The organism is Streptomyces sp. NBC_01788 (genome assembly GCF_035917575.1).
Classification (GTDB): Bacteria; Actinomycetota; Actinomycetes; order Streptomycetales; family Streptomycetaceae; genus Streptomyces.
In genome coordinates this window covers 7,887,299-7,911,425 of sequence record NZ_CP109090.1, presented here as the reverse complement: position 1 = coordinate 7,911,425, position 24,127 = coordinate 7,887,299, and the positions used below count along the sequence as shown (strand labels likewise).

Here is a 24,127-nt window from a genome sequence, read left to right as displayed (position 1 = left end):
CTTCTCTCTCCCCGCTGGAGCCCCTTCGTGCCCGTGCTCTACCCTCCTGACGCCCCCGTCGCGTCCCCTCCGGCCTTCTCCCTGGAGGAGATCGCCGCCCGTGCCCGAAGGATCCGGGAACCCGTACACGTCGTCAGCGGGCCGAGCGGCCGTGAGCTGGGGCTCGCGACCGGCCCCGGACCCGACGGACAGGTGCTCGGCACGCTGCCGCCGCTGTACCCCGAATGGCTCGGCGGGCGCACCTTCTGCGAGGCGCACGGCGTCCGTTTCCCCTATGTGGCGGGCGAGATGGCGAACGGCATCGCGACCACGCGGATGGTGTCCGCGATGGCCCGGGCGGAGATGCTCGGCTTCTTCGGCGCCGGCGGTCTGGCGTACGCCGAGGTGGAGCAGGCCGTGCACGCGCTGGCGCAGGAACTGCGGTCCCGTCCGAACTGGGGCGTGAACCTCATCCACTCACCGGCCGAGCCCGCGCTGGAGTTCCGCGTCGCCGAGCTGCTGCTGCGCTGCGGCGTGCCCCGGATCTCGGCGTCGGCGTTCATGGAGCTGACCCCGGCCGTCGTACTGTGCTCGGCCCGGGGTCTGCGCCGGGGCGCCGACGGCGGGATCGTCCGGCATACGCGGATGCTCGCCAAGGTCTCCCGGCCCGAGGTGGCCGAGCGGTTCCTCTCCCCCGCGCCGGCCGCGCTCCTCGACCTGCTCGTCGCCCAGGGCAAGCTGAACCCGCAGGAGGCCGCTCTGGCGGCCCTGGTCCCCGTGGCCGAGGACGTCACCGTGGAGGCCGACAGCGGAGGTCACACCGACAACCGGCCGTTGTCGGCCCTGCTGCCGAGGATCGTCCTGCTGCGCGACGCGCTCTGCCGGCGGTACGGCTACCCCCGGCCCGTCAGGATCGGCGCGGCCGGCGGACTGGGCACTCCGGACGCGGTGGCCGCCGCCTTCGCCCTCGGCGCGTCCTACGTCGTCGTCGGATCGGTGAACCAGACCGCCGTCGAGGCGGGCCTGTCCGACGAGGCCAAGGCGATGCTCTGCGAGGCCGACGTCGCCGACGTGGCCATGGCACCGGCGGCGGACATGTTCGAACTGGGAGTCACGCTGCAAGTGCTGTCCCGGGGAACGATGTTCGCCCAGCGGGCCGCCAGACTCCACGCCGCGTACCGGGCGCACAGCTCGCTGGAGGAGATCCCGCCGGCCGTGCGCGTCGCGATCGAACGGGACGTGCTGCGAGCCTCGTTCGACGAGGTCTGGCAGCGTACGCGCGCTTTCTGGGAACGGCGCGACCCCTCGGAGATCACGCGTGCGGAGGCCGATCCCAAGCACCGTATGGCGCTGGTCTTCCGTTGGTACCTGGGCAGTTCCAGCCGGTGGGCGATCAGCGGCGAGTCGGCGCGGCGTGCCGACTACCAGATCTGGTGCGGGCCGGCGATGGGCGCGTTCAACCGCTGGGTCGCGGGCACGTTCCTCGCCGAACCGGGGAACCGGTCCGTGGTGCAGATCGCGCTCAACCTGCTCGAAGGCGCCGCGGTGCTCACCCGCGCCCATCAACTGCGCACCTACGGAGTCCCGTTGCCGTCCGAGGCGTTCACCTACACCCCGTGCGGGCTGGCATGAGCGGCCCCCGAGTCCCGAAGGCGTCAGCAGCAGCCGTCCATCCCCGAGGAGATACCGTGTCCGCTTCCGCCCCCGGGCAGGTGCCCGTCGCCGTGGTCGGTGTCGGCGCCCTGGTGCCCGGCGCGACGGACGCGGCCGGCTACTGGCGGATCGTGACCGGCGGCCAGGACCTGATCACCGAAGTGCCCGCCTCCCGCTGGCTGGTGGCGGACCACTACGACCCCGACCCGGCCGCCCCCGACAAGACGTACGCCCGCCGGGGTGCCTTCCTGCCGGAGGTGGACTTCGATCCGCTGGCGTACGGTGTGCCGCCCGCCGGCCTGCCGGCGACGGACACCTCCCAACTGCTCGCCCTGATGGTCGCGGACCAGGTGCTGACCGACGCCGGCGGTCTGCCGGACATGGACCGGGACCGGGTCGGCGTCGTCCTCGGCGCTGCCGCCCTGGAACTGCTCCCGCACATGTACGGGCGCGCCCAACGCCCGCTGTGGCTGAAGGCGTTGCGGGAGTACGGCTTCGCCGAGGCCGAGGCGCGGGCCGTGTGCGACCGCATCTCGGCACACTTCACTCCGTGGCAGGAGTCGACCTTCCCGGGCCTGCTCGGCAATGTCGTCGCGGGACGGATCGCCAACCGGTTCGACCTGCACGGCACCAACCACACCACCGACGCCGCCTGTGCCAGCTCCCTGGCGGCCCTGTCCACGGCGGTCGGTGAACTGGCGCTCGGACGGGCCGACCTGGTGATCAGCGGAGGCGTGGACACCGGCAACGACATCGGCATGTTCCTGTGCTTCTCCAAGACGCCCGCGCTCTCCCGCTCCGGTGACTGCCGTCCGTTCTCGGACGCGGCGGACGGCACCATGCTGGGCGAGGCGGTCGTGATGTACGCGCTGAAGCGGCTGTCAGACGCGGAGCGGGACGGCGACCTGATCCACGCGGTGATCCGGGGCATCGGCACCTCGTCCGACGGCCGGAGTACGGCGATCTACGCGCCGCTCCCCGACGGCCAGGCACGGGCTCTGCGACGCGCGTACGAGCAGGCGGGCTACGGTCCACGGACCGTGGAACTGGTCGAGGCGCACGGGACCGGCACGAAAGCCGGGGACACCGCCGAACTGACGGCGCTGCGCGCGGTGTTCGAGGCGCCGGGGCGAACGGACGGGCCGCGTACGGACGGGCAGTGGTGCGCGCTCGGCTCGGTCAAGTCGCAGATCGGGCACACCAAGTGCGCGGCGGGCGCGGCGGGGCTGCTCAAGGCGGTCATGGCCCTGCACCACAAGGTGCTGCCGCCGACCATCAAGGTCGACCGGCCGATCCCGGCGGCCGCCGACCCGGACGGCCCGTTCTACGTCAACACCGAGACCCGGCCGTGGGTGCGGCCAGCCGGTCATCCGCGCCGGGCGTCGGTGTCGAGCTTCGGCTTCGGGGGCAGCAACTTCCACGTCACGCTGGAGGAGTACGTGCCCTCGGGCGCCGCGGCCCGGGTGCCGCCGCGCCATCGCTCAGCGCCGGACGAACTCATCCTGTTCAGCGGCGCGTCACCGTCCGACCTGGTGCCGCCGGAGACGGACGGAGACCGTCCGCTGGCCGCGCTCGCCCGGGAGAGCCATCGCGCGTTCTCGCCCACCGACCCGGTGCGGCTGGCCGTCGTCGCCACGGACACCGAGGACCTGCGGGAGAAGTACGCGCAGGCGCTCACACTGATCCGGCAACAGCCCGGCACGGCGCTCTCGACACCGAACGGCATCCGGTACGCCGTGGGGGACCCTGAGCCCGGCCGGCTCGCCTTCCTGTTCCCCGGGCAGGGCTCCCAGTACGTCGGGATGGGCGCTGGCCTCGCGATGCTCTCGCCGACCGCCCAGGCCGTGTGGGACCGGCTGGGCGGTACCGGTTTCGACGGACGGCCCCTGCACCGGGTGGTGTTCCCGCCGCCCGCGTTCACCGACGAGGAACGCGCGGCTCAGGCGGCGCTTCTGGCCGCCACCGAGTGGGCGCAGCCCGCGCTCGCGGTGCACGCACTCGCACTGCTGGACGTACTGCGGGAGCTGGGACTGCGACCGGACTGCGCGGCGGGCCACAGTTTCGGTGAGCTGGTGGCACTGCACTGCGCGGGTGCCCTCGACGCCGACGCGCTGGTCGGTCTGGCCCGCAGGCGCGGCGAGTTGATGCGGGACGCGGCCGCCGTACCGGGCGCGATGCTGGCCGTGGCGGCGGATCACGAGCACGTGGTGTCGGTGCTGGCCGCCGGCGGGTTCGGCGACATCTGGCCGGCCAACCACAACTCCCCGCGCCAGGTGGTGCTTTCGGGGGTGACGGAGGCCGTCGCGCGCGCCGAGAAGGCGTTCTCGGCCGAGGGTGTCGGCACGCGCCGGCTGGCCACGTCGACCGCGTTCCACAGCCCGCTGATCGCCCCGGCCGGTGAACCGCTCGCCGCGTTCCTGCGCACGGTCCCGCTCACGGAGCCACGGTTCGAGGTGTACGGCAACGCGGACGCGGCACCGTACCCGTCGTCGCCCGACGAGGTACGCCGCCGGATCGCCGATCACTTGTCCTCACCGGTGCTCTTCCGCGACCAGATCGAGGCGATGTACGCGGCGGGGGTGCGCACCTTCGTCGAGGTCGGCGCGGGCACCGCGCTGACCGGCCTGGTCGGGCAGATCCTCGGTGACCGCGAGCACGCGGCCGTCCCCCTGGACCGGCCGGACCGGTCCGGGGTCTCCAGCCTGCACACCGCGCTCGGCGAACTCGCCGTGCACGGCATCCCTCTCGACTTCGATCCCCTCTGGGCGCCGTACGCCTCGCCCGGAACCCCAGTCAAGGAGCGCACGCCCCGGATGACCGTGAAGATCAGCGGAGCCAACTACGGTCAGCTGTACCCACCCCGCGCCGACGGGGCCGAGCCATCGCCTGCAGCCGCGCCCGCACCCGCGCCCGCGCTGGAGCACCACCCGTATCGCGCACCTGTCCCTGCCCCCTCCCCCTCCCCCTCCCCCGCGTCCGACATCCCGGTGGTTCCCATGCACGCGTACGAAGCCGAGCCGTCGCACGACCCCGTACCCGCGTACGACGCCGTGCCCGCCGACGACGCCCTGGCCGTGTACGGTGCCGAGCCCGGAGCCGCCCCCGGAGCCGAGTGGTACGCCGCGGTGGAGAGCGTCCAGCGGCACACGGCTGAGGCTCACGCGGCCTGCCAGCGCATGCTGACCGACAGCCATTTGGCCTTTCTGCGGATGACCGAGACCACCCTGGCGGCGATGCTCGGGATCCAGAGCACCGGCGGTGTGCTCGACGCCCCGGCTCCCCCGGCACCGCTGCCGCTCCCCCGTCCTTCAGCCCCTCGGCAGGTCCCTGCACCCGTGACACCGGCCCCGGCAGCGGTCGGCGTTCCCGGGGCCCAACCCGCCTTCGCACCCGCCAGGTCCGGCGTCGCGCCGTCGCCCGCACCGGTCGCCGCCGAGGGCCGGGCGCCTGCCGCCGTCCCGGTGGATTCCCCGGCTCAGGCCACCGATGGCGCGCCCCTGTCGGCGTCCGCGCTGGAGGAACTCCTGCTCTCGGTGGTGGCCCGGCTCACCGGCTATCCGGCCGAGATGCTCAACGTGGACATGGAGTTGGAGGCTGATCTGGGAGTCGACTCGATCAAGCGCGTCGAGATCCTGTCGGCCGTGCGCCGCAGCGTCGGCGACATGGCGACGGGAGACGTCGGAGAGCTCGGCAAGCTCCGGACGCTGCGCGAAATCGTCGAGGCGCTCACGGCGGCCGGCCGGCAGCCCGGGACCCCGGCGCCGGACACCCCGGCCGCGTCCGCCTCGTCCGGGCCCCCCGCCATGTCGGGGGTTCCCACAGCGTCAGGAACCCCCGCAGTGGCGGGAACTCCCGCCGTCTCGGGGATTCCCGCCGCACCCGCGATTCCCGCCGCCCCGGAGATGGCCGGCGTCCCAACCATCCCGGCCATGCGCACCGAGTTCGGGCAGGAGACGGCACTGACGAGGCTGGTACCGCGCGCCGTGGAGTCACCGGCGTCCGGCCTGGCGACGGCCGGGCTCCTGGACGGACCGCTCGTGGTGACGGGCGCGGGCCCCCAGGACGCCGCGCTCACCGGCCTCGTCGCGCGGAAACTGGCGGAGCACGGCGTGGACGCCACCGCCACGGCGGAGGTGCCCGAGGACGCGCGCGGTGTCATCCACCTCGGCGGGCTGACCGCGAGCGGCGCACCGGACGAGGCGCGGGAGGTCCACCGGTCGGTGTTCAGCGCCGCGCGCACGGTCGCGGCACAGGCGGCCGAGCGGGGCGGGCTGTTCGTGACCGTGCAGGACACCGGAGGCGACTTCGGGCTCGGCGGTCACGCACCCGACCGGGCCTGGCTGGGCGGGGTCGCCGGTCTGACCAGGACCGCAGCGAAGGAGTGGCCGGGCGCCTCGGTCAAGGCCGTCGACTGCGAACGCGGCGGCCGGAGCGACGAGGAGGTCGCCGAGGCGATCGTGCGGGAGCTGCTGGAAGGCGGCCCCGACCTGGAGGTGGGGCTCCGCGCGGACGGTACCCGCACCACCCTGCTGGCGGTGCCCGCACCGGTGACGCCCGACGGCACCCGGCGCATCACGCCGGAGTCGGTGATCGTGGCCACCGGAGGGGCCCGCGGGGTGACCGCAGCCGCGCTGCTGGACCTGGCCGGGACCCACCGTCCGCGAATCGTGCTGCTCGGCAGGACGGCACCGTCTCCCGAGCCCGAAGGGCTCGCGTCGGCCGCCGACGAACCGGCGCTCACCCGGCTGCTCGCCGAGCGTTCCACCGGGGACGCGGCGGACTCCTCGCCCGCCCGGATCGCGGCGCGGGCCCGGGAGATCCTGGCCGCGCGCGAGGTGCGGGCGACGCTGGCGGCGCTGGAGGAGGCGGGGCCCCCCGTCCGGTACGTGCAGGTGGACGTCCGCGACGAGGACGCCGTGGCCGCGGCACTGCGCGACGTACGTGACGCGTGGGGGCCGGTCACCGGCATCGTGCACGGCGCGGGGGTGCTGGCCGACAAGCTGATCGCCGACAAGACCGACGAGCAGGTCGAGTCGGTGATGTCCACCAAGGTGGACGGTCTGCGCGCGCTGCTGGCCGCGACGGCGGACGATCCGCTGGACGTGATCTGCCTGTTCTCCTCGGTGGCGGCCGTGTTCGGCAACGCGGGGCAGAGCGACTACGCCATGGCCAACGAGATCCTCGCTCAGGTCGCGTCCGCCGAGCAGGTCCGCCGCCCCGGCTGCCTGGTGCGGTGCGTCGCCTGGGGTCCGTGGCGCGGCGGTATGGTCACGCCGGCTCTGGCCGGGCTCTTCGGCCGGTCAGGGGTTCCACTGATCCCTCTGGAGCAGGGGGCGGCCGCCTTCACGGCCGAGCTGGACGGCGCGGCCGGTGGGGCCCGGGTCGTCCTGGTGGCCGGGGACGATCCGGAGGCCCTGTCGCCGGCCGGCGATCCGCGTCCGGCTGAGCTGCTGGTCCGGGCGGACAGCCTGCCGCAGCTGGCCGATCACGAGATCGCCGGGGTTCCCGTGCTGCCCGTGGCGATGGTCCTGAACTGGTTCGCCGGGGCGGCCACCGCATGGCTGCCGGGTGCAGCCGGCCCTCTCGTCCTGCGCGATCTGCGGGTGTACAAGAAGTGCGCCCTGCCCGAACTGGCCGGAGCGGGCCACCGGCTCACCCTGCACGGCAGCCGGGGCCCGGCCGGTTCGCCGTCGGGGCTGGAGGCGGAACTGCGGGGCGACAGCGGGGTGGCGCACTTCCGGGCCGTACTGGACACCGGAGCCGAGGAGCCGGATCCGGCCGCGTGGAGCAGCCCGGACGGCCTCAAGCCGCTGGATGGCGCCGAGTTGTACGACGGCGAGATCCTCTTCCACGGCCCCCGCTTCCGCTCCGTCCGCTCGACGCACGGTGTTTCGGAGCACGGGGCCGAGGCGGTCGTCGCGGGCGTATCCGTGCTGGAGTGGCCGGGTGAGCACTGGCCGCTCGACCCGGCCGCCGTGGACGGCGCACTCCAACTCGCCCTGGTCTGGGCGCAGGAGGCACTCGGTGCGGCGACGCTGCCGATGGCCGTCGCGGAGTGCAGGGTGCACCGGCGCGGCCCGGTTGAGGGCACCGTGCGGTGTGTGCTGCGGGGCCGGAAGGTCCACAGCACGGGGGCGCGCTGCGACGCGGCGCTCATCGACGCCGATGGAGCCGTCCGTCTGGAACTGCTGGGCGTGGAACTCGTCCGCCGCCCCTCCTGAGCCGCGCGCCCTCCGATCCCTGGCTCCCCGCGTACCAGTCCCGACCTGCCCCGCCGTGAAGTGAGATCCGCATGCAATTCGAACCGATCGCCGTCGTCGGCCGGGGCTGTGTGCTGCCCGACGCGCTCGATCCGGACACGTTCTGGGACAACGTCGCCGCGGGCCGCGCGAGCCTGTCGGCCGTCCCGGAGCGCCGGTGGCGGCTGCCCCGCCGCTGGGCCATGGGCTCGGTGGACGACCATCTCGACCGGACCTGGACCGATGTCGGCGGGTTCGTCACGGGGTTCGAGTCCGTCTTCGACCCGAGCGGCTTCCGGATGGCCCCGGAGCGGATCCTGTCCCTGGACCCGCTCTTCCACTGGGTCCTGTACGGCGTCCGGCAGGCGCTCACGGAGGCGGGCCGCGAGGGTCCGCTGCCGCGCGCGGGCCTTGTGCTGGGAAACCTGTCCTACCCCACGCCCTCGGGGGCGGCTTTCGCCGAGCACGTCTGGCTGTCCGCCCAGCAACCCCGGCTCCGTGACGCCCTGCTGACGGGAGAGCGCGGGGAGCGGCCCGACGCCCGGAACCGCTTCTCGTCCGGGCTGCCCGCCCTGCTCGCCGCACGGGCCCTCGGGCTCGGCGCGGGCGCGTGGTCCCTCGACGCCGCCTGCGCGTCGTCGCTGTACGCGGTCAAGCTGGCGTGCGACCAGCTGCACGACGGCACGGCGGACCTGATGGTGGCCGGTGCGGTCAGCCGGGCGGACCCCCTCTATCTGCACGTGGGATTCTGCGGGCTGTCGGCGACGAGCCGTACGGGGCGCAGCCGCCCCTTCCACCGGGACGCGGACGGCCTGGTGCACGGCGAGGGCGCCGGGTTCGTCGCGCTGATGCGGCTGTCCGAGGCCCGCGCCGCCCGTCTGCCCGTGCTCGGGGTGATCCGCGGTGTCGGGTTGTCCAACGACGGGCGGGGGGCCGGGCTGATCAGTCCGTCGGAGGAGGGCCAGGTCCGTGCCATGCGCCTGGCGTACGAGGTGGCGGGCGTCGCGCCCGGGACCGTGTCGCTCGTCGAGTGCCATGCGACGGGGACGCCGGTCGGGGACGCGGTGGAGGCGCGCGCCATGGCCCGGGTCTTCGGGGCCGGTGACGACGTGCCCATCGGTTCGGCGAAGTCGAACGTCGGGCACCTGCTGGCCTCGGCGGGCGCGGCCGGGCTGCTGAAAGTGCTCGGCGCGCTGCGCGCCGGGGTGCGTCCGGCGACGCTCGGGGCACAGCGGCCGCTGGAGGCGCTGGCGGGCACGCCGTTGCGGGTGCTGGCGGCGCCGGAACCGTGGTCGGGGCCGCGCCGGGCGGCGGTGAGCGCGTTCGGGTTCGGCGGGACCAACGCCCATCTGGTGGTGGACCTTCCGGACGGCGACCCGGTGCCCGCCGCACCGGGACCTCTGCGCCCGGTGTCCGCCGTGTCGCGGCCGGTCCACCCGCCGGCCGACGCCGTGACCGCCCCGGCCCGGGTACAGGAGTCGCCGGGCGGCCGTACGCCGGTGGCGATCGTCGCCCTGGGCGCCCGCGTCGGCGACGGGACCTGTACCGAGGACTTCCGTCGGGCGGTGCTGGGCGGTGAGCGGCGCGGTCCCGCCACGGAGATCGCCGTGGAGTTGAGGGACCTGTGCTTCCCGCCCCTGGCCCTTCAGCGGACGGTGCGCCATCAGCTCCTGGTGCTGGAGGCGGCCCGGGAGGCCGTACGGTCGGTGTCCCTGCCTCGGGAGCGGACCATGGTGGTCGTCGGCATGGGGGTGGACCCCGAGGTGGCCCGGGCGGGCGCCCGCTGGCGGGTTCCCCACTGGCTGGAGCAGGCCGGGCTTCCCGCCACGGCGACGTCGGCGGGGCTCGCACGGGACGCGTTCGTGCCGCCCATGACCGCGGAGGCGGTGGTGGGCAGCATGCCGAACCTCGTCGCGAACCGGATCAGCACCCAACTCGACCTGGCGGGACCGGGGTTCGCGGTCTCGGCGGAGGAGGCGTCCGGACTGGTGGCGCTGGACCTGGCGGCCCGGGCCGTACGGTCGGGGGAGGTCGACGCCGCCCTCGTCGGTGCCACCGACCTGTCCTGCGAGGCGGTGCACCGGGCAGCCCAGCGGGAGTTGGGGCACGAGGACGAACCCGGGGACGCCGCCGTCGTCCTGGTCCTCAAGTCGCTGGACACCGCGCGCAGGGACGGCGACACCGTCGTCGCCCTGCTGGACGAGGACACCGCCGGCACGCCCGGCATGGTCATCGGGGACGGCCCCGACGCGGTGTTCGACCCGGCGTCGGCCTTCGGGCGCGCTCACGCCGCGTGCGGGCTGGTCTCCGTCGCGGTCGCGGCGCTCTCGCTGCACCACCGCGCGGTGCCCCGTTCGGGCGGTCCCGCGGACACCGCGGCCGTCGCGGTCACCGCGAAGGCCGTGGTGACACCGATGGAAGGTCCCGCCGCGAGTGTCCGGCTGCGCGCGGGGGACGCGCGGCCGTGGCTGCGGGGCCCGGCTCCGCGTCTGCACGTCTTCTCCGGGGCCGGCCGCCGGGAGGTGCTGGCCGCGCTGGAGGCCGGTGCGGAGTCCGGGGCCGGACCGGCCCGGCTGGCGCTCGTGGCCGATGACGACGCGTTGCCGGGCCGTGTGGAGGCGGCCCGTCGTTGGCTGGCCGGGGACGGGACCCGCCCGACCGATGTGGCGTACCGGGACAGGCCGGTCACGGGGCAGACGGCGTTCGTGTACACCAACGGCTCGGCCGCGTACCCCGATATGGGCCGCGAGTTGATGCTCGCGCTGCCGTCGCTCGGCGAGGCCTTCCGGGCCCGGCACGGGGCGATCGGCGCACGACTGCGTTCCCGTGCGGAGCGCGGGGTGTTCGACCAGATCTGGGCCGCCGCCGAACTCGCCGCCGTTCACACGGTGTTCAGCCGGGAGGTGCTCGGGCTGCGGCCGGACGCCGCTGTCGGGTACTCCTCGGGCGAGTCGGCCGCCCTAGTGGCGCTGGGTGCCTGGCCGGACTCGGCGAGGCTCTTCGACGCCACCCGTGACAGTGGTCTGTTCACGACCGAACTCACCGGTGAACTCAGGGCGGTCCGGCGGCACTGGGAGCGTCTGGGTGTCCAGGGCTCCCGCTGGTCCAGCCATCTGGTCACGGCGCCCCTGGAGGTGGTCCGTGCCGAGCTCGCCGCCGAGGCCGCGGTCCATCTGATGGCGGTGAACGCGCCCGGAGTCTGTGTCATCGGCGGCGAGTCCCGCGCGTGCGCGGCCGTCGTGGCGAGGATCGGCGGCGACCGGGCGATCGAGCTCGACTACGACCTGGCCGCCCACGCACCGGAGTTGTCGGAGATCCGCGAGGTGTGGCGCCGGGCGCACCACCAGCCCACCGTCGACGTGCCCGGTGTGCGGTTCTACAGCGGAGCCACTGGGCAGTCGTACCGGCCGACGGCCGAGCGGGCCGCCGAGGCCCTCACCGCGCAGGGACTGAACACGATCGACTTCGCGGCCACGGTCGAGCAGGCGTGGGCCGACGGTGTCCGGGTCTTCGTGGAGCACGGGCCGCGCAAGCTGTGCACCGGCTGGATCAAGCGGGTGCTCGGCGACCGGGATCATGTGGCCGTCGCGCTGGACGCCCCGGGCGACACCGGGCTGCGGCAGCCCTGCCTCGCGGCAGCCGAACTCGTCGCCGCCGGGGTGCCGGTGCGCGCCGACGAGTTGTTCGCCCGGCTGGCGGAGGCCGCCACCGAGGTTCCGCGTCCCGGGCCCGCGGTCACCGTGCCCGTACCCGCGTCTCCGGTGCTGCCGCCGGTGGAGGCGGCCCCGGTGACCCTGCCCCGGGCCCCCGAGCTGGCGCCGGTGCCGGACCTGGAGCCCGGCCGGTCGGGGGCACCGGCTTCCGTTGCCGCGCCCCGCCCCGGCGCCTCCGAGCGGCGTGCAGCACTGTCCGTCCGGCCGACTGACGGACGGGAGCCGCCGGTGACGGGCGCCCGTGCCGCGGTTGTGCGGCAGACCGGTCGGGTCGCCGCGCTGCACCAGGAGATCCTCGCCGGGCACGCCGAGGCCCATCAGCGGTTCCTGCGGCTGTCCGCGCTCGCCGTCACCGCGCTGAGGAGCGGCGGCGTGTCCGTTCCCGTACGGCCACCGGACCTCCCGGCCCCGCGTCCGGCCCCCGTACCGTCCGCTCCCCGCCCGCTCTCCCTGGAGACGGCACCCTTGAGGCCGGGGCCGAAGTTCGACCGTGCCCAGCTGGAGCATCTCGCCTCGCGGGAGGTCTCCGCGCTGTTCGGCCCCCGGTTCGCCGAGCAGGACGCGTACGCGGTGCAGACCCGGATGCCCCAGCCGCCCATGCTGCTCGCGGACCGGGTCACAGGCATCGACGCCGTGCCGGCGGCGCTCGTCGCGCCCGGCCCGGTGCGCACCGACGGGACGATCTGGACGGAGACCGACGTCCTGCCCGGCGGCTGGTACCTGGACTCCACCGGACGTATGCCCGCCGGGCTGATGATCGAGGCCGGCCAGGGGGATCTGCTCCTGCTCAGCTGGCTGGGCATCGACCTCCTCAACCGGGGCGAGCGCGCCTACCGGCTGCTCGGCTGCGAGGTGACGTACCACGGCAGCCTGCCGGAAGCGGGCGACACCCTGCACTACGAGATCCACGTCGACGGCCACGCGGAGCACGACGGTGTCCGGCTCGCCTTCTTCCACTACGACTGCTACGTGGACGGCGAGCTCCGGCTCAGCGTCCGCGAGGGCCAGGCCGGGTTCTTCACCCCCGAGGAGCTCGCGGGCAGCGGCGGTGTGCGGTGGGATCCCGCCGAGCGGCCGCCCGGCGACGACCTGCCGCTCGACCCGCCCGCCGTGCGCTGCGGGCGCGCTCGCTTCGACGCGGACCGGGTGCGGGCCCTGGCCCAGGGACGGCCGGCGGACTGCTTCGGCCCCGGCTGGGAGACGACGGCGGCGCACGTACGCTCACCGGGGCTCGACGACGGCAGGCTGCGGCTGCTGCACGAGGTGACGGAGTTCGACCCGGCCGGAGGTCCGTGGGGCCGCGGCTATCTGCGGGCCGAGACCCCGCTGTCGCCGGACGACTGGTTCTTCGCGGGGCACTTCAAGAACGACCCCTGCATGCCGGGCACCCTGATGCTGCAGGGCGGCCTCCAGGCGATGGCGTTCTACCTGACCGCCCTCGGCTTCACCGTGGACCGGGACGGCTGGCGTTTCGAGACCGTCGACGGGCTGCCCTTCAAGGCGATGTGCCGCGGCCAGGCCACTCCGGCCGGGCGGCGCGTCGTCTACGAGGTGTTCGTGCGCGGTGTCTCGGCCGGTCCGGTGCCGACGCTGTACGCGGACGTGCTGGGCTGGGTGGACGGGACGAAGGCGTTCCTGGGCCAGGAGGTGGCGCTGCGGCTGGTGCCCGACTGGCCGCTGTCGCACTGGCGGCGCTCGGGCCCGCCCGTAGTGCAGGGCAGCGGTGCGCCGGTGCCGCTCCCGGTGCTCGGCGGGCTGGCCGGGCACCGGGAGGAGAAGCCGGTGGCGACGGCGGCCGATGGACTCCCCTTCGGCTACGCCTCGTTGCTGGCGTGTGCCTGGGGCAGGCCGACCGAGGCGTTCGGTGCGGCGTACGAGCCGTTCGACGGCACCCGCAGGGTCGCGCGGCTGCCCGGTCCGCCGTACCACTTCATGAGCCGGATCGTCTCGGTGGAGGGTCCGCAGGGCGGCATGCGGGAGGGCAGCGGTGTCGTCGCGGAGTACGACGTGCCCGCGCGTGCCTGGTACTTCGAGCAGAGCGGCGGCCGTACGATGCCGCTGGCCGTCCTGATGGAGATCGCGCTGCAACCCTGCGGGTGGCTGGCCTCGTACGTGGGCAGCGCGCTGACCACCGGTACGGATCTGCTGTTCCGCAACCTGGACGGCGCGGGGACGGTCACCGGTGAGGTCGCTCCGGCGACGGGCACGGTCCGCACCCATGCCGAACTGACGCGTGTCTCGCAGAGCGGGGACATGATCATCGAGTCTTTCCGGGTGAGGTGCACGGCCGACGGCGTGCCGCTGTTCGAACTGTCGACGACCTTCGGCTACTTCCCGCCGTCGGCCTTCGAGGACCAACAGGGCCTCACAGTGTCGGCCACGGACCGGGCGCGGCTCGACGAGCCCTGCGACCGCGTCGTCGATCTGACCGCCCGGCCCGCCCGTTACTGCGCCGGGGAACCGCGGCTGCCGGGCCCGATGCTGCTGATGCTCGACCGGATCACCGGCTCCTGGCCGGACGGGGGCAGCCGGGGGCTCGGGCGGCTGCGGTCGGAGAAGGACGTCGTCCCGGGCGAGTGGTTCTTCCGGGCGCACTTCTTCCAGGACCCGGTGCAGCCGGGGTCGTTGGGCGTCGAGGCCATGTGTCAGCTTCTCCAGTACCACCTGCTCGAACGGGGCGCGGCGGACGGCATCCCGCACCCGCGGTTCGAACCGGTGCTGCCCGGCCGCGAGACGACCTGGACCTACCGCGGCCAGATCACCCCGGCCAACCGGCTGATCCGGGTGGACATGGACATCGTGGAGAGCGGCACGGACGCGCGGGGGCCCTACGTCGCGGCGGACGCGACGCTGTGGGGCGACGACACCTGCATCTACCGAGTGCGCGGGCTGGGCATGCGCGTGGTGTCCGACGCGGCTCCCGGGCCCTCATCCACTCCGTGACGTGAGTGCCCGGCCGTGGCGGGCGTACCGCTCGCCGGTGGGGTGGCCGGGTTTCACGGGCCCTGGCCCGTCGCCGGGAGCAGGACGACCAGCCGGGCGCCGGGGCGGTTGTCCTCGATCCGGGTGCTGCCGTGGTGGGCCGTGACGGTGTCACGGACGATGGCGAGGCCGAGGCCGCTGCCGCCGGTGTCCCGGGCGCGGGCGCCGTCGAGTCGGGTGAAGCGCCCGAAGACGCGCTCGCGGTCGGCCTCCGGGATGCCGGGTCCGTCGTCGGCGACGGTCAGTTGTGCGGTGTCGCCGAGCGTGTGAAGGCTGACGTCGATCCGGGTGCGGGCATGGCGCAGCGCGTTGTCCAGCAGGTTGCGCACGACACTGGCGAGGGCGTCCCCGTCGCCCGCCACCCGCGCGGCACCCACGGCGTGCTGGTCGATGACGAGGCGCGTGCGCCGACGGGCTTCGCGCACCTCGGTGAAGACGATCTCGTCCAGGTCGACGGGGCGGGCCCGCAGCCGCGGCCGGGCGTCGAGCCGCGCGAGCCGGAGCAGGTCGTCGACGAGCCGGGTGAGGCGTTCGGTCTGCGGCAGGAGCCCGGCGGCGAGGGACTGCCCGTCCGCCAGGCCGGGGTGCTGGGCCGCTACGGACAGGCGCGTGTGCAGGGTGCTCAGGGGGTTGCGCAGTTCGTGGGCCGCGTCCGCGACGAACCGCCGCTGCCGCCGGGTCGAGGTGTCCAGGCGGGCCAGCAGGTCGTTGAGGGTCGTGGCCAGCCGGCCGAGCGCGTCCTCGGCGGGCGGTACGTCGAGGCGGCGGCTCAGGTCGGACGCGGTGATCTCGGCGGTCTGGGCGCGCATGCCGTCGACGGGGCGCAGCGCACGCCCGGTGAGCAGCCACGCCACTCCGGTGAGGGCGGCGACGACCGCCGGTACTCCGGTGGCCAGGCCGACGGTGAGCTGGGCCAGACCGTGGTCGACGCTCTCGGTGGGCACGGCGACGTAGACGGTCACCGGGTCGTGGGCGGTGCCCGCGGGGATGCCGACGGCGCGCCATGTCCCGCCCGTGCCCACGGGTATGTCGTCGACGGTGTGGGCGCGCGGGGTGGCGGCCCGGCTCGCCGGGAAGGTGAAGGCGCGCGGCCGGCCGTGCAGGTTGGCCGAGCTGGCCCTGACCTTCCCGTTCCCCGCGATCACCTGGACGGCGACTCCCCCGTGGTCGGTGGTGGGCACGTCCGCCGTGGTCTGGTCGCCGTCCTGGTCCGCCGCCACGACCTGGGCTCCTTGGAAGGCGGTCTGGTCGAGTCCGCTGATCAGGCTGGCGTGCAGCCAGACGACGAGCAGCACGGCGGCTCCGGCCAGTCCGGCGGCGATGACGGCGGCCGCGGCGGCGGTCAGCCGCAGGCGCAGTGACCGTCGGGCCCACCACGACCGGATCCCCGCGGCCATCGGTCACCCCGTACCGCCGCGCAGCCGGTAGCCGGCACCGCGGACGGTCTCGATGGTCCGGCGTCCGAAGGGGGCGTCGATCTTGCGGCGGAGGTAGCCGACGTAGACCTCGACGATGTTGGTGTCGCCGTCGAAGTGCTCGTCCCACACGTGGGTGAGGATGTCCGCCTTGCTGATCACCTCGTCGGGGTGCCTGAGCAGGTATTCCAGGAGAGTGAACTCGCGTGCGGTCAGGGCGATGTCGCGGTGGCCACGGCGGCAGCGGCGGCGTGCCGGGTCGAGCGCCAGGTCGCCGACGGTGAGGACGGCGGGGCGGGCGGGTGCGCCTCGCCGCAGCAGGGCCCTGAGGCGGGCGACGAGCACGACGTAGGAGAAGGGCTTGCTCAGGTAGTCGTCGGCGCCGAGGTCGAGGGCGTCGGCCTCGTCGTACTCCCCGTCCTTGGCGGTGAGGACCAGCACCGGGGTCCAGGTCCGGGCCGCCCGCAGGCGTTTGAGGACCTCGTAGCCGGACAGGCCGGGCAGCATGATGTCGAGCACGATGACGTCGTACGGTTCGTGGAGCGCCCGCCAGAGTCCGTCCGGGCCGTCATGTGCCAGGTCCGAGACGAAGCCCTCCGTGGCAAGTCCGTCGGCGATGGCCTCGGCGAGTGCCTGCTCGTCCTCGATGATCAGCGTCCGCATGGCAGCCTCAGGAACAACGATAGCTCCGGACGGGAGCCGCCGTTCCCCGTGAGGGGGACGTGTGCGGTACGGCGGTGGGGTCATTCCTCCATCACGGATTCCACCAGGTCCATGGCCAGGTCCAGGGTGTCGTGCACCGGCAGGCCGTGGTCGGTGTACCAGTCGGTCGTGGCCTCCGGGTGGGGACCGGTGACCGCCACCCGCCCGCGGCCGAAGGGGGTCACGAGGGCGGCGGGGGTGCCGTTGTCGTAGGTGGCGAGGACGGTGGCGTCGGCGTGCTCGTCGAGGACGAAGAAGGGGCCGTCCTGGAAGAAGACGGTGCGGGGCCTGCCTCCCCAGTTCACCGTGACGAGGGTGTCGCTCTCGTCGTGGACGGTGGCTCCCGGGGAGGAGATGTACTGGTCGGTGTCGCCGGGGAGCAGGCCGAAGCCCGGGGTGGCCCCGGCGAGGTAGCCGCCGAGGCAGAACCCGAGGTAGCGCCCGCCGTCGCGGACGAAGTCGCGGATCTCCCGGCGCCGCCGCCGCAGTCTCCGGTAGGCGGAGGCGAGCGTGCCCCCTCCGGGCTGGGCGTACAGCGCGGCCTCGGTGAGGATCTCGGCCGACAGCGGGAGCGCCTCGTTCGGGCCGGTGTAGCGGACGTCCAGGTTCCACGGCCCGGAGGAGAGCAGTGCGGCGACCGCCTCGGGGCAGCCGGGCAGCGAGGCCGGGCCGCGGTAGACGAGGGCGAGGGGGCGGCGCCCGGCGGCGGCCCCTGGGTGCCCCGGGTGTGTCATGGCCGCCCCACCGCGGGTACGTCGTCGGTCTGGCGGGCCATCGGTACCGTGCCGTCTCCTTCGGCGGGGAGCCCGCGCCAGCTCGTTCCCGGTGTCAGGCGCTCGCCCTTCATCACCAGGGACAGCGCCCCGAGCCGGACACCGGCGCCCACCTGCGTGTCGTAGAGCACGACGGTCCGCGCACCGACGCTCGCGGCGGGGCCGACGGTCACCGTGGACATCTTCATCACCCGGTCCTCGAACAGGTGGGTCTGCAGGGAGACGTGCATGCCGATCGAGGCGTCGTCGCCCACTTCGACGAGGTCGAACTCGGTGAGGTAGGTGGTGCCGATCCAGGTGCGCCGTCCGATGCGGGCACCGAGCAGGCGCAGTACCGGCGGCAGGAACGGCGTCCCCACCAGGGCGCCCACGCCCGCGGGCACCGCCGCCGCCTCGAAGAGGCCGGTGACGAACTCCGTGCGGCGCACGAACAGGCTCCACAGGGGCTCCACGCGCGGCCGGTACCGTCCCGCGACGACCCACTTGGCCGCCACGCAGCACCCGATGACGATCAGCACCGTGCCCGCCGTGAAGAGCGGCGACACGACCGGCGCCACCCACGGCCCGGTGCGGCGGGCGGTCTCCGACAGCGCGAGCAGGTACAGGCAGGCCGCGGTCGCGAGCAGCGACATGGGCACGGTGACGCGGAAGAACTCGATGGCCAGTCGGCCGAGCACGGCTCCGCGGGTGGGCCGGAACGTCTTCTCCTCCGGGTAGGAGCCGCTGTCCTGGCGCACGGGCAGCCGCAGGGCCGGTGAGCCCAGCCAGGTACTGCCGGCGGGCACGCGCTGCGCGGGCGGCACGGTGCCCACGCCGACGAGCGAGCCCGGGCCGAGCCGCGTCCCGGCGGGAACGAGCGCCGCGTTGCCCACGAAGGCGCGTTCGCCGATGTCGGTGGGCCGGCAGGCCATGCGCCCGGCCGCGAAGGCCGCGGCGCCGACGCCGGCCATGTCGGCGACGAAGCTGCCGTCGCCGAGGGTGAGCAGGTCGGGATCGAGGTGCGCCGCGGTGGAGATCTCGGCCCGCCGGCCGACGCGGGCGCCGAGCAGCCGCAGCCACGGCACGGTGTAGAGCGTGGCGTAGAGGGAGTTGGTGAGGGTGAGGCTCTGCTCCAGCAGCTTGTCGGCGATCCACTTGCGCACGCCCAGCGCCGAGCGCGCCGGATGGATCCCGGGTGGTGTCCTGGTCAGCACGGCCCGCTTCCCGGCGGCGACGACCAGGCACACCGTGGCCACGAAGACCGGGCCGGACAGCGCGGTCGCCGCGAGAGCGGCGGAGGTGCCGCCGCGCGACCAGGCCCACCAGAGCAGGGCGGCGCTCGGCAGGGCCGCGGCGACCACGACCGACTCCAGCAGGACCAGGCCGAGCACGACGGCGGCCAGGTGGCGGGGCCGCCAGGGATCCGCCCCGGTCCGCTCGCGCAGCATCGTCTCGACGTGCGGGGCGAGTGCCTCGACCGGGCGCGCGGGCGATCCGGCGCGGCGCGCTCCGGCCGGGACGGCCTCGTCCGGGCCTGCCGCGGACTGCTCGCCGAGCGCGGACCCGGGGCCGAGGCGTGCCCCTGGTTCGAGGACCGCGTTGGCCCCGACGTACGCCCGCTCGCCGACGGTGATCGGCGCGACGGTGACCCAGCCGTCGGCGACCTGCCAGGGGCGCAGCGTGGCGCCGTAGCCGATCGTGGCGTCCTGGTCGACGCGCAGCAGCGTGGGCAGGCCGACGAAGCTGGTGGCGATGGTGGTGCGGGGGCCGACGCGGGCGCCGAGGAGCCGCAGGTACGGGCCCATCAGGGGGGATCCGCTGAGCGTCCGCAGGGGGCTGATGCCGTGCAGCAGTACGTCCAGCAGCCACAGCCGCAGGTATGTCGCCCCCCAGAGGGGGTACCGGCCGGGCCGGACGCCCGCCGCCAGGGGCCGTGCGAGCAGGACGGGGACGAGCCAGCGTACGGCGAACCAGCCGGCCAGCACTGCGAGGGCGGGCCCCGTGGCTTCGCCGCCCGTCACCTGTCCGTGGCTCAGCACGAGGGACCCGGCCACCGGGCCGGTGAGCAGGAGGAGCAGTACGTAGAGGGCCGTGGCCTGGACGAGGCCGGCGCGCGCGATGCGGGCGCGGCCGTGCCGCAGGGGGGCGGGGCGGGGCCGCCGTGGCGTGCGGGAGGCGTCGGCCGTGGCGCGCAGCCGTGCCGCGAATCCGCTCACGGTCGGGTTCTCGTACAGGTCGCGCAGGGTGGGGCCGGACCCGCCGCCCGGGTCGCGCAGCAGGGACACCGCTCGGGCGGCGAGCAGCGAGTGGCCGCCGAGATCGGTGAAGAAGTCGGCGTCCGCGGAGAGTTCGCCGGGGTCCATGGCGAGCGTCCGTGCCCAGGCGCCGCGCACCCTGGCCTCGAGCCGGTCGCGGACCGGCGTGACACGGCCGGTGCCGGCGAGCCGGCGGCCGGTGGGTGCGGGCAGTCTCCTGCGGTCCGTCTTGCCGCTGAGCATGACGGGCAGCCGGTCGAGGAAGTCCAGTGTGGCGGGGACCATGTAGGCGGGCAGCGACCTGCGCAGGCGTCGGTTCAGGCGGGCGGTGAGATCGTCGTCGGGGTCCGTGCCGTTCCCGGCGGGCACGACGTAGGCGGCGAGGACGCGGTCGCCGTCGTGACCGTCGCGCGGCGCCACAAGAGTGGTGGCCGCCTGGGCCACGCCAGGGTCCTCCAGCAGTACGTTGTCGATCTCCTCCAGGGACACCCGGTAGCCGCGGATCTTCACCTCGGCGTCGGCCCGGCCCAGGTACTCGATCTCCCCGTCGTCGGTCATCCTGCCGAGGTCTCCGGTGCGGTACAGGCGGCCCGAGTCGGGGGCCAGGGGGTGCGGGACGAAACGCTCGGCCGTCAGGTCGGGCCGTCCCGCGTAGCCGCGTGCGAGGCCCGGACCGCCCAGGCAGATCTCGCCGACGGCGCCCTGCGGCACGGGTCGCAGCCGCTCGTCGAGGAGAACGGCCGAGCAGGTCGGCAGCGGGCGGCCGATGGTCACCGGGCGTCCCGGCCGGACTTCCTGCCAGGTGGCGGTGACGGTGGCCTCGGTCGGCCCGTAGGTGTTGAGGACGCGCCGTCCCGGCCTGCACCACCGCTCGACGAGCGGGGCGGGGCACACCTCGCCGCCGACGACGACCGTACGGAGCCGCGGGAGGTCGCGGGAGATCGTCGCGAGCAGCGTCGGGACGCAGTACAGGGCGGTGACCTGGTGCTCCTGGAGGAAGTCGGCGAGGTCGTCGCCCAGTTGTCCTGGGCCGCCCGGTCCGGCGACGAGCGTGGCGCCGGCCGCCCAGGTGGGCCAGATCTCCTCGATGGAGAAGTCGAACGAGAGGGTCATGCCCTGGTAGACGCGATCGTCCGGCCGGATGCCGTAGATCGGTGCCACGACGCGCAGGAAGTTGCAGATGCTCGACTGCGTGATCTCCACGCCCTTCGGCCTGCCGCTGGATCCCGAGGTGTACATCACGTACGCCAGCGGATCGTCCGCTCCCCCGGTCGGGACGGCGGCCCGCCCGGGCGGCTGTGCGGCGAGGTCCGCGGCACACGTGTCGATCTCGATCACCTGGCACGTCGTCCGGCACCGCCGCGCCCAGGCGGCGCCGGACGCGAGCGCCGACGTGGTCAGCACCGCGGCCGCGCCCGCGTCGCCCAGGATGAAGGCGACGCGGTCGGGCGGCGCGGCAGGGTCGATCGGCACGAACGCCGCGCCCGCCTTGCACACGCCCAGCAGGCACGCGTACATGTCCACGGTCCGGGGCAACAGCAGGGCCGCCCGGCTGCCGGGGCCGATGCCGGCGCGCAGCAGGTGCCGGGCCACTCGGCCGGCCCGCGCGTCGAGTTCGGCGTAGGTCACCCGCCGCGATCCGCAGACGAGGGCCGGGGCCGACGGGGTGCGGTCGCAGGCGTCGTCGAAGAAGCGGTTCAGCCGGTCGCCGGTGCCCCCGGTTCCCGGGGCCGTGCGGCCCCGGCGAGGAGAGACGGGTGGGGCTGCGGTGTGGGAAACCATGGTCGCCTCCTCGTTCTATGCGGAAGAAGATGCGGGAAGGACTCGCTTCCTCGGTGCGCAAAGGACCCGGTCGTCCCCAGGACTCCTCCAGCCTCGGCGACGCCCGCTGAGAGGAGACTGAGAAGCCGCCCGGGGCCGGCCCCGCGGGCCGCCATCCGTGCCCGTCAAGGCGATCGCGAGGACCGCGGCCCCGGCCCGCGGGACGACGTCCTGCCCAGCACCCCCTGCTCCCAGATCATCTGAGTACGGCACCTGAGTACGCGCGCTCATGCTCCTCGGCGGGGCTCGCATCAGACTCCTCGGCATGACCCACCTACCGCCACCGGCCGAGGAGTTGCGGATCCTCGACGCGGAGTTGCGGCAACTCGACGCCCGACGGGCTCAGTTGCTGTTCCGCCGCGCCCACCTGATAGGTCTCCTCCAGCCGGCCTTCCCGCCCGCTCCGCCTGTCGCGCGGCGGCCCGAGACCACCGCGTCCCGTGTGCAGAACGTCCTCCTGGTCCTCGGCGGCGTCCTGCTGACCGTCGCCGCGATCGCGTTCACCCTGGTCAGCTGGGGGCACCTGGGCATCGCCGGGCGGTCCCTGGTGCTCGCCACGGTGACCGCGGCGGCGCTCGGCGCTCCCGTGCTCCTGCTGAGGCGCGGGCTGCGCTCGACGGCGGATGCGCTGGCGGGCCTCGGTCTGGCGCTGACGGTGCTCGACGCGTACGCGCTGCACGAGGTGGCGCTGACGGCCACCGACGGCACGGGGTACGCGGCCGTCGCGGCGGTGTGTCTGGCCGGGCTGTGGTGGGGGTACGGCAGGGGGCTAGGTTCGCTGCGCCTCCCCTTCCCCGCCGCGCTGGCCGCCGGCCAGTTCCCACTGCTGCTGTCGGCGGTGGCGGCCGGCGCGGGCCCGTACGCGATCACGGCCGCGCTGCTGCTCACGGCCGCCTGCGACACGGCCGTCGCGCTGCGGACGTCGGTGGGGTGGCTGCGCATCGCCGCCGCCGTCGGCGCGTACGGGATGGGCGGCTGGGGCGTGGCGGCGGCGGGCGTGCTCTCCTCGGAGGCGACCGGTCCTAGCGCCGCCGCCCGTGCCGCGTCGCTCCTCGCCCTGGCGGCGGCGATCGCGCTGTACGCCGCGTGTCGCACCCAGCGGCAGGGCCTTGCCGTCGGCGCCGCGGTGACCGGCGGACTGCTCCTGGTCGCGGCGCTCGGCGGCATCCCTCGTGCGGTGCTGCCCGGGGTGTGGACGGTGCCCGGCTATCTGGTCTGCGGGGCCGGGCTCCTGGCAGCCGTGCGCCTTCGGCTTCCGGGCCCCGTGCGGCGTGGTGCCGCGTGGGCGTCGGCCGCCGTCCAGGCCCTTGCGGTGGTGTGGGCGCTTCCCCTGGTCTTCGTGGCGCTGCTGGGTCCGGTCGGGCTGACGGGACGGGTCTGGTCCGGGGCGCCGTCGGATCTGCGTGCCGCGATGTCGGTCTGGGTGTACTGGCCCCCGGACGCGGCGGCCGCGCCGCTGGTGTTCGCGGTCGTCGCGACGGTGCTGGCCGTGGCGGCCCGCGCCACCACCGCCTGGCGCGACCAGGCCTCGGCCGGTGTCGTGGTCCTGGCCTGGGCGGCCGTGCTCGTCCTCCCGTTCGCCCTGCGACTCCCTTATACGGCCGGGCTGTTCGCGCAGGGGCTGACGGTCGTGGCGGCGCTGGCGGCGGCGGTGTACGCGCGCCGGACACCGACGTCCCTCACCGCCGTACTCCTTTCCCTGCTCACTGCGGCCAGCCTCTCGATCCTCTCGGTCGCCTCCCAGGAGGCGACCCTGGCCGTGCTCGCCGCGCTGACGGCGATCTTCACGGTGGCCGCCGCGCACCCGCGGCTGACCGCCGTCTGCGCGAGCGCGTCCCTGGCCGGTGCGGCGGGTCTGGCCTGTGCGGTGGGTGCCGCCGCGGGCTGGTCCGCCGCGCACACGGCACTGTTGCTCCTGGTCGTCCCGGCCGCCGCGGCCCTGCTCGCGGCGCGTGTCCCGCGCTCCGCGGTTCCGGTCGAGGCCACCGGCGCCGGTGCGGGGCTCCTGGCCATCGGGCTGGCCGTCACCGACGCCCCGGTGCTGGCCCTGGTACTGGCCCTGTGCGGGGTGATCGCCGCGGGCACCGCCGTGCGCGCCGACCGCCGTCGGGCGGGGTACGCGGCCGCCGCGTTGTTCGTGCTGGCCGGCTGGGTGCGGCTCGGGTCGTGGGGCGTGGGCGCGCCGGAGGCGTACACCCTGCCGGTGACCGTGCCGGCGCTGGTCGTGGGCTTCTTCCGGCGCCGCCGGGACCCCGGGGCCTCGTCGTGGACGGCGTACGGCCCCGGGCTCTCGGCGACGCTCGTGCCGAGCCTGCTCGCGGCGTGGGCCGGCGCCGACTGGCCGCGCCCCCTGCTGCTCGGCACGGCCGCCCTCGTCGTCGTCCTCGTGGGTGCCCGCCACCGGCTCCAGGCACCGCTCGTTCTCGGCGGGAGCATGCTCGTGCTGGACGCGCTGCATGAACTCGCCCCCTACCTGGTGCAGTTGGCGGGCGCCCTCCCGCGCTGGCTGCCTCCCGCGTTCGCCGGACTGCTGCTGCTCGTGCTGGGCGCGACGTACGAGCAGCGGATCCGGGACGCCCGGCGGATGCGGGACGTGCTGGGCCGGCTGCGCTGACG

At 74.8% G+C, this 24,127-nt stretch carries 7 protein-coding genes and 2 pseudogenes; 4 read left to right on the top strand and 5 right to left on the bottom strand.

Going from position 1 to position 24,127, the window contains the following annotated elements; all coding sequences use genetic code 11:
• Positions 1-27: 27 nt before the first annotated feature.
• The 3 genes from OIE49_RS35170 to OIE49_RS35160 all read left to right on the top strand — a co-directional run bounded on the left by OIE49_RS35170 (position 28) and on the right by OIE49_RS35160 (position 14,527).
• Positions 28-1,611, top strand: a complete 1,584-nt coding sequence (locus OIE49_RS35170) for a PfaD family polyunsaturated fatty acid/polyketide biosynthesis protein (protein WP_401738689.1) — start codon at positions 28-30, stop codon at positions 1,609-1,611.
• A 56-nt stretch (positions 1,612-1,667) separates the two neighbouring features.
• A complete protein-coding gene (locus tag OIE49_RS35165) occupies positions 1,668-7,853 on the top strand; it encodes an SDR family NAD(P)-dependent oxidoreductase (RefSeq protein WP_326805836.1) in 6,186 nt (2,061 codons plus the stop codon).
• 71 nt (positions 7,854-7,924) lie between these two features.
• Complete coding sequence (locus tag OIE49_RS35160) at positions 7,925-14,527, top strand: polyketide synthase (RefSeq protein WP_326805835.1); 6,603 nt, start codon at positions 7,925-7,927, stop codon at positions 14,525-14,527.
• Positions 14,528-14,580: 53 nt separating this feature from the next.
• On the opposite strand, the gene OIE49_RS35155 is transcribed toward OIE49_RS35160, so the two are convergent.
• From OIE49_RS35155 to OIE49_RS37250, 5 genes and pseudogenes are all read right to left on the bottom strand, one after another.
• Positions 14,581-15,963 (bottom strand): sensor histidine kinase, encoded by a 1,383-nt coding sequence (locus tag OIE49_RS35155; protein ID WP_326805834.1) that lies wholly within the window; start codon positions 15,961-15,963, stop codon positions 14,581-14,583.
• A gap of 3 nt (positions 15,964-15,966) precedes the next feature.
• A complete protein-coding gene (locus OIE49_RS35150) occupies positions 15,967-16,644 on the bottom strand; it encodes a response regulator transcription factor (protein WP_326805833.1) in 678 nt (225 codons plus the stop codon).
• 80 nt (positions 16,645-16,724) lie between these two features.
• Positions 16,725-17,417, bottom strand: a complete 693-nt coding sequence (locus tag OIE49_RS35145) for a BPL-N domain-containing protein (RefSeq protein WP_326805832.1) — start codon at positions 17,415-17,417, stop codon at positions 16,725-16,727.
• Positions 17,414-19,369: pseudogene (locus tag OIE49_RS37255) on the bottom strand (Pls/PosA family non-ribosomal peptide synthetase); the annotation flags it as partial. The gene OIE49_RS35145 and the pseudogene OIE49_RS37255, both read right to left, overlap by 4 nt.
• Before the next feature lie 318 nt (positions 19,370-19,687).
• Positions 19,688-21,472: pseudogene (locus tag OIE49_RS37250) on the bottom strand (non-ribosomal peptide synthetase); the annotation flags it as partial.
• Between the two features lie 304 nt (positions 21,473-21,776).
• Here OIE49_RS37250 and OIE49_RS35135 point away from each other — a divergent pair.
• Positions 21,777-24,125, top strand: a complete 2,349-nt coding sequence (locus OIE49_RS35135; protein WP_326805830.1) for an SCO7613 C-terminal domain-containing membrane protein — start codon at positions 21,777-21,779, stop codon at positions 24,123-24,125.
• Positions 24,126-24,127 lie beyond the last annotated feature (2 nt).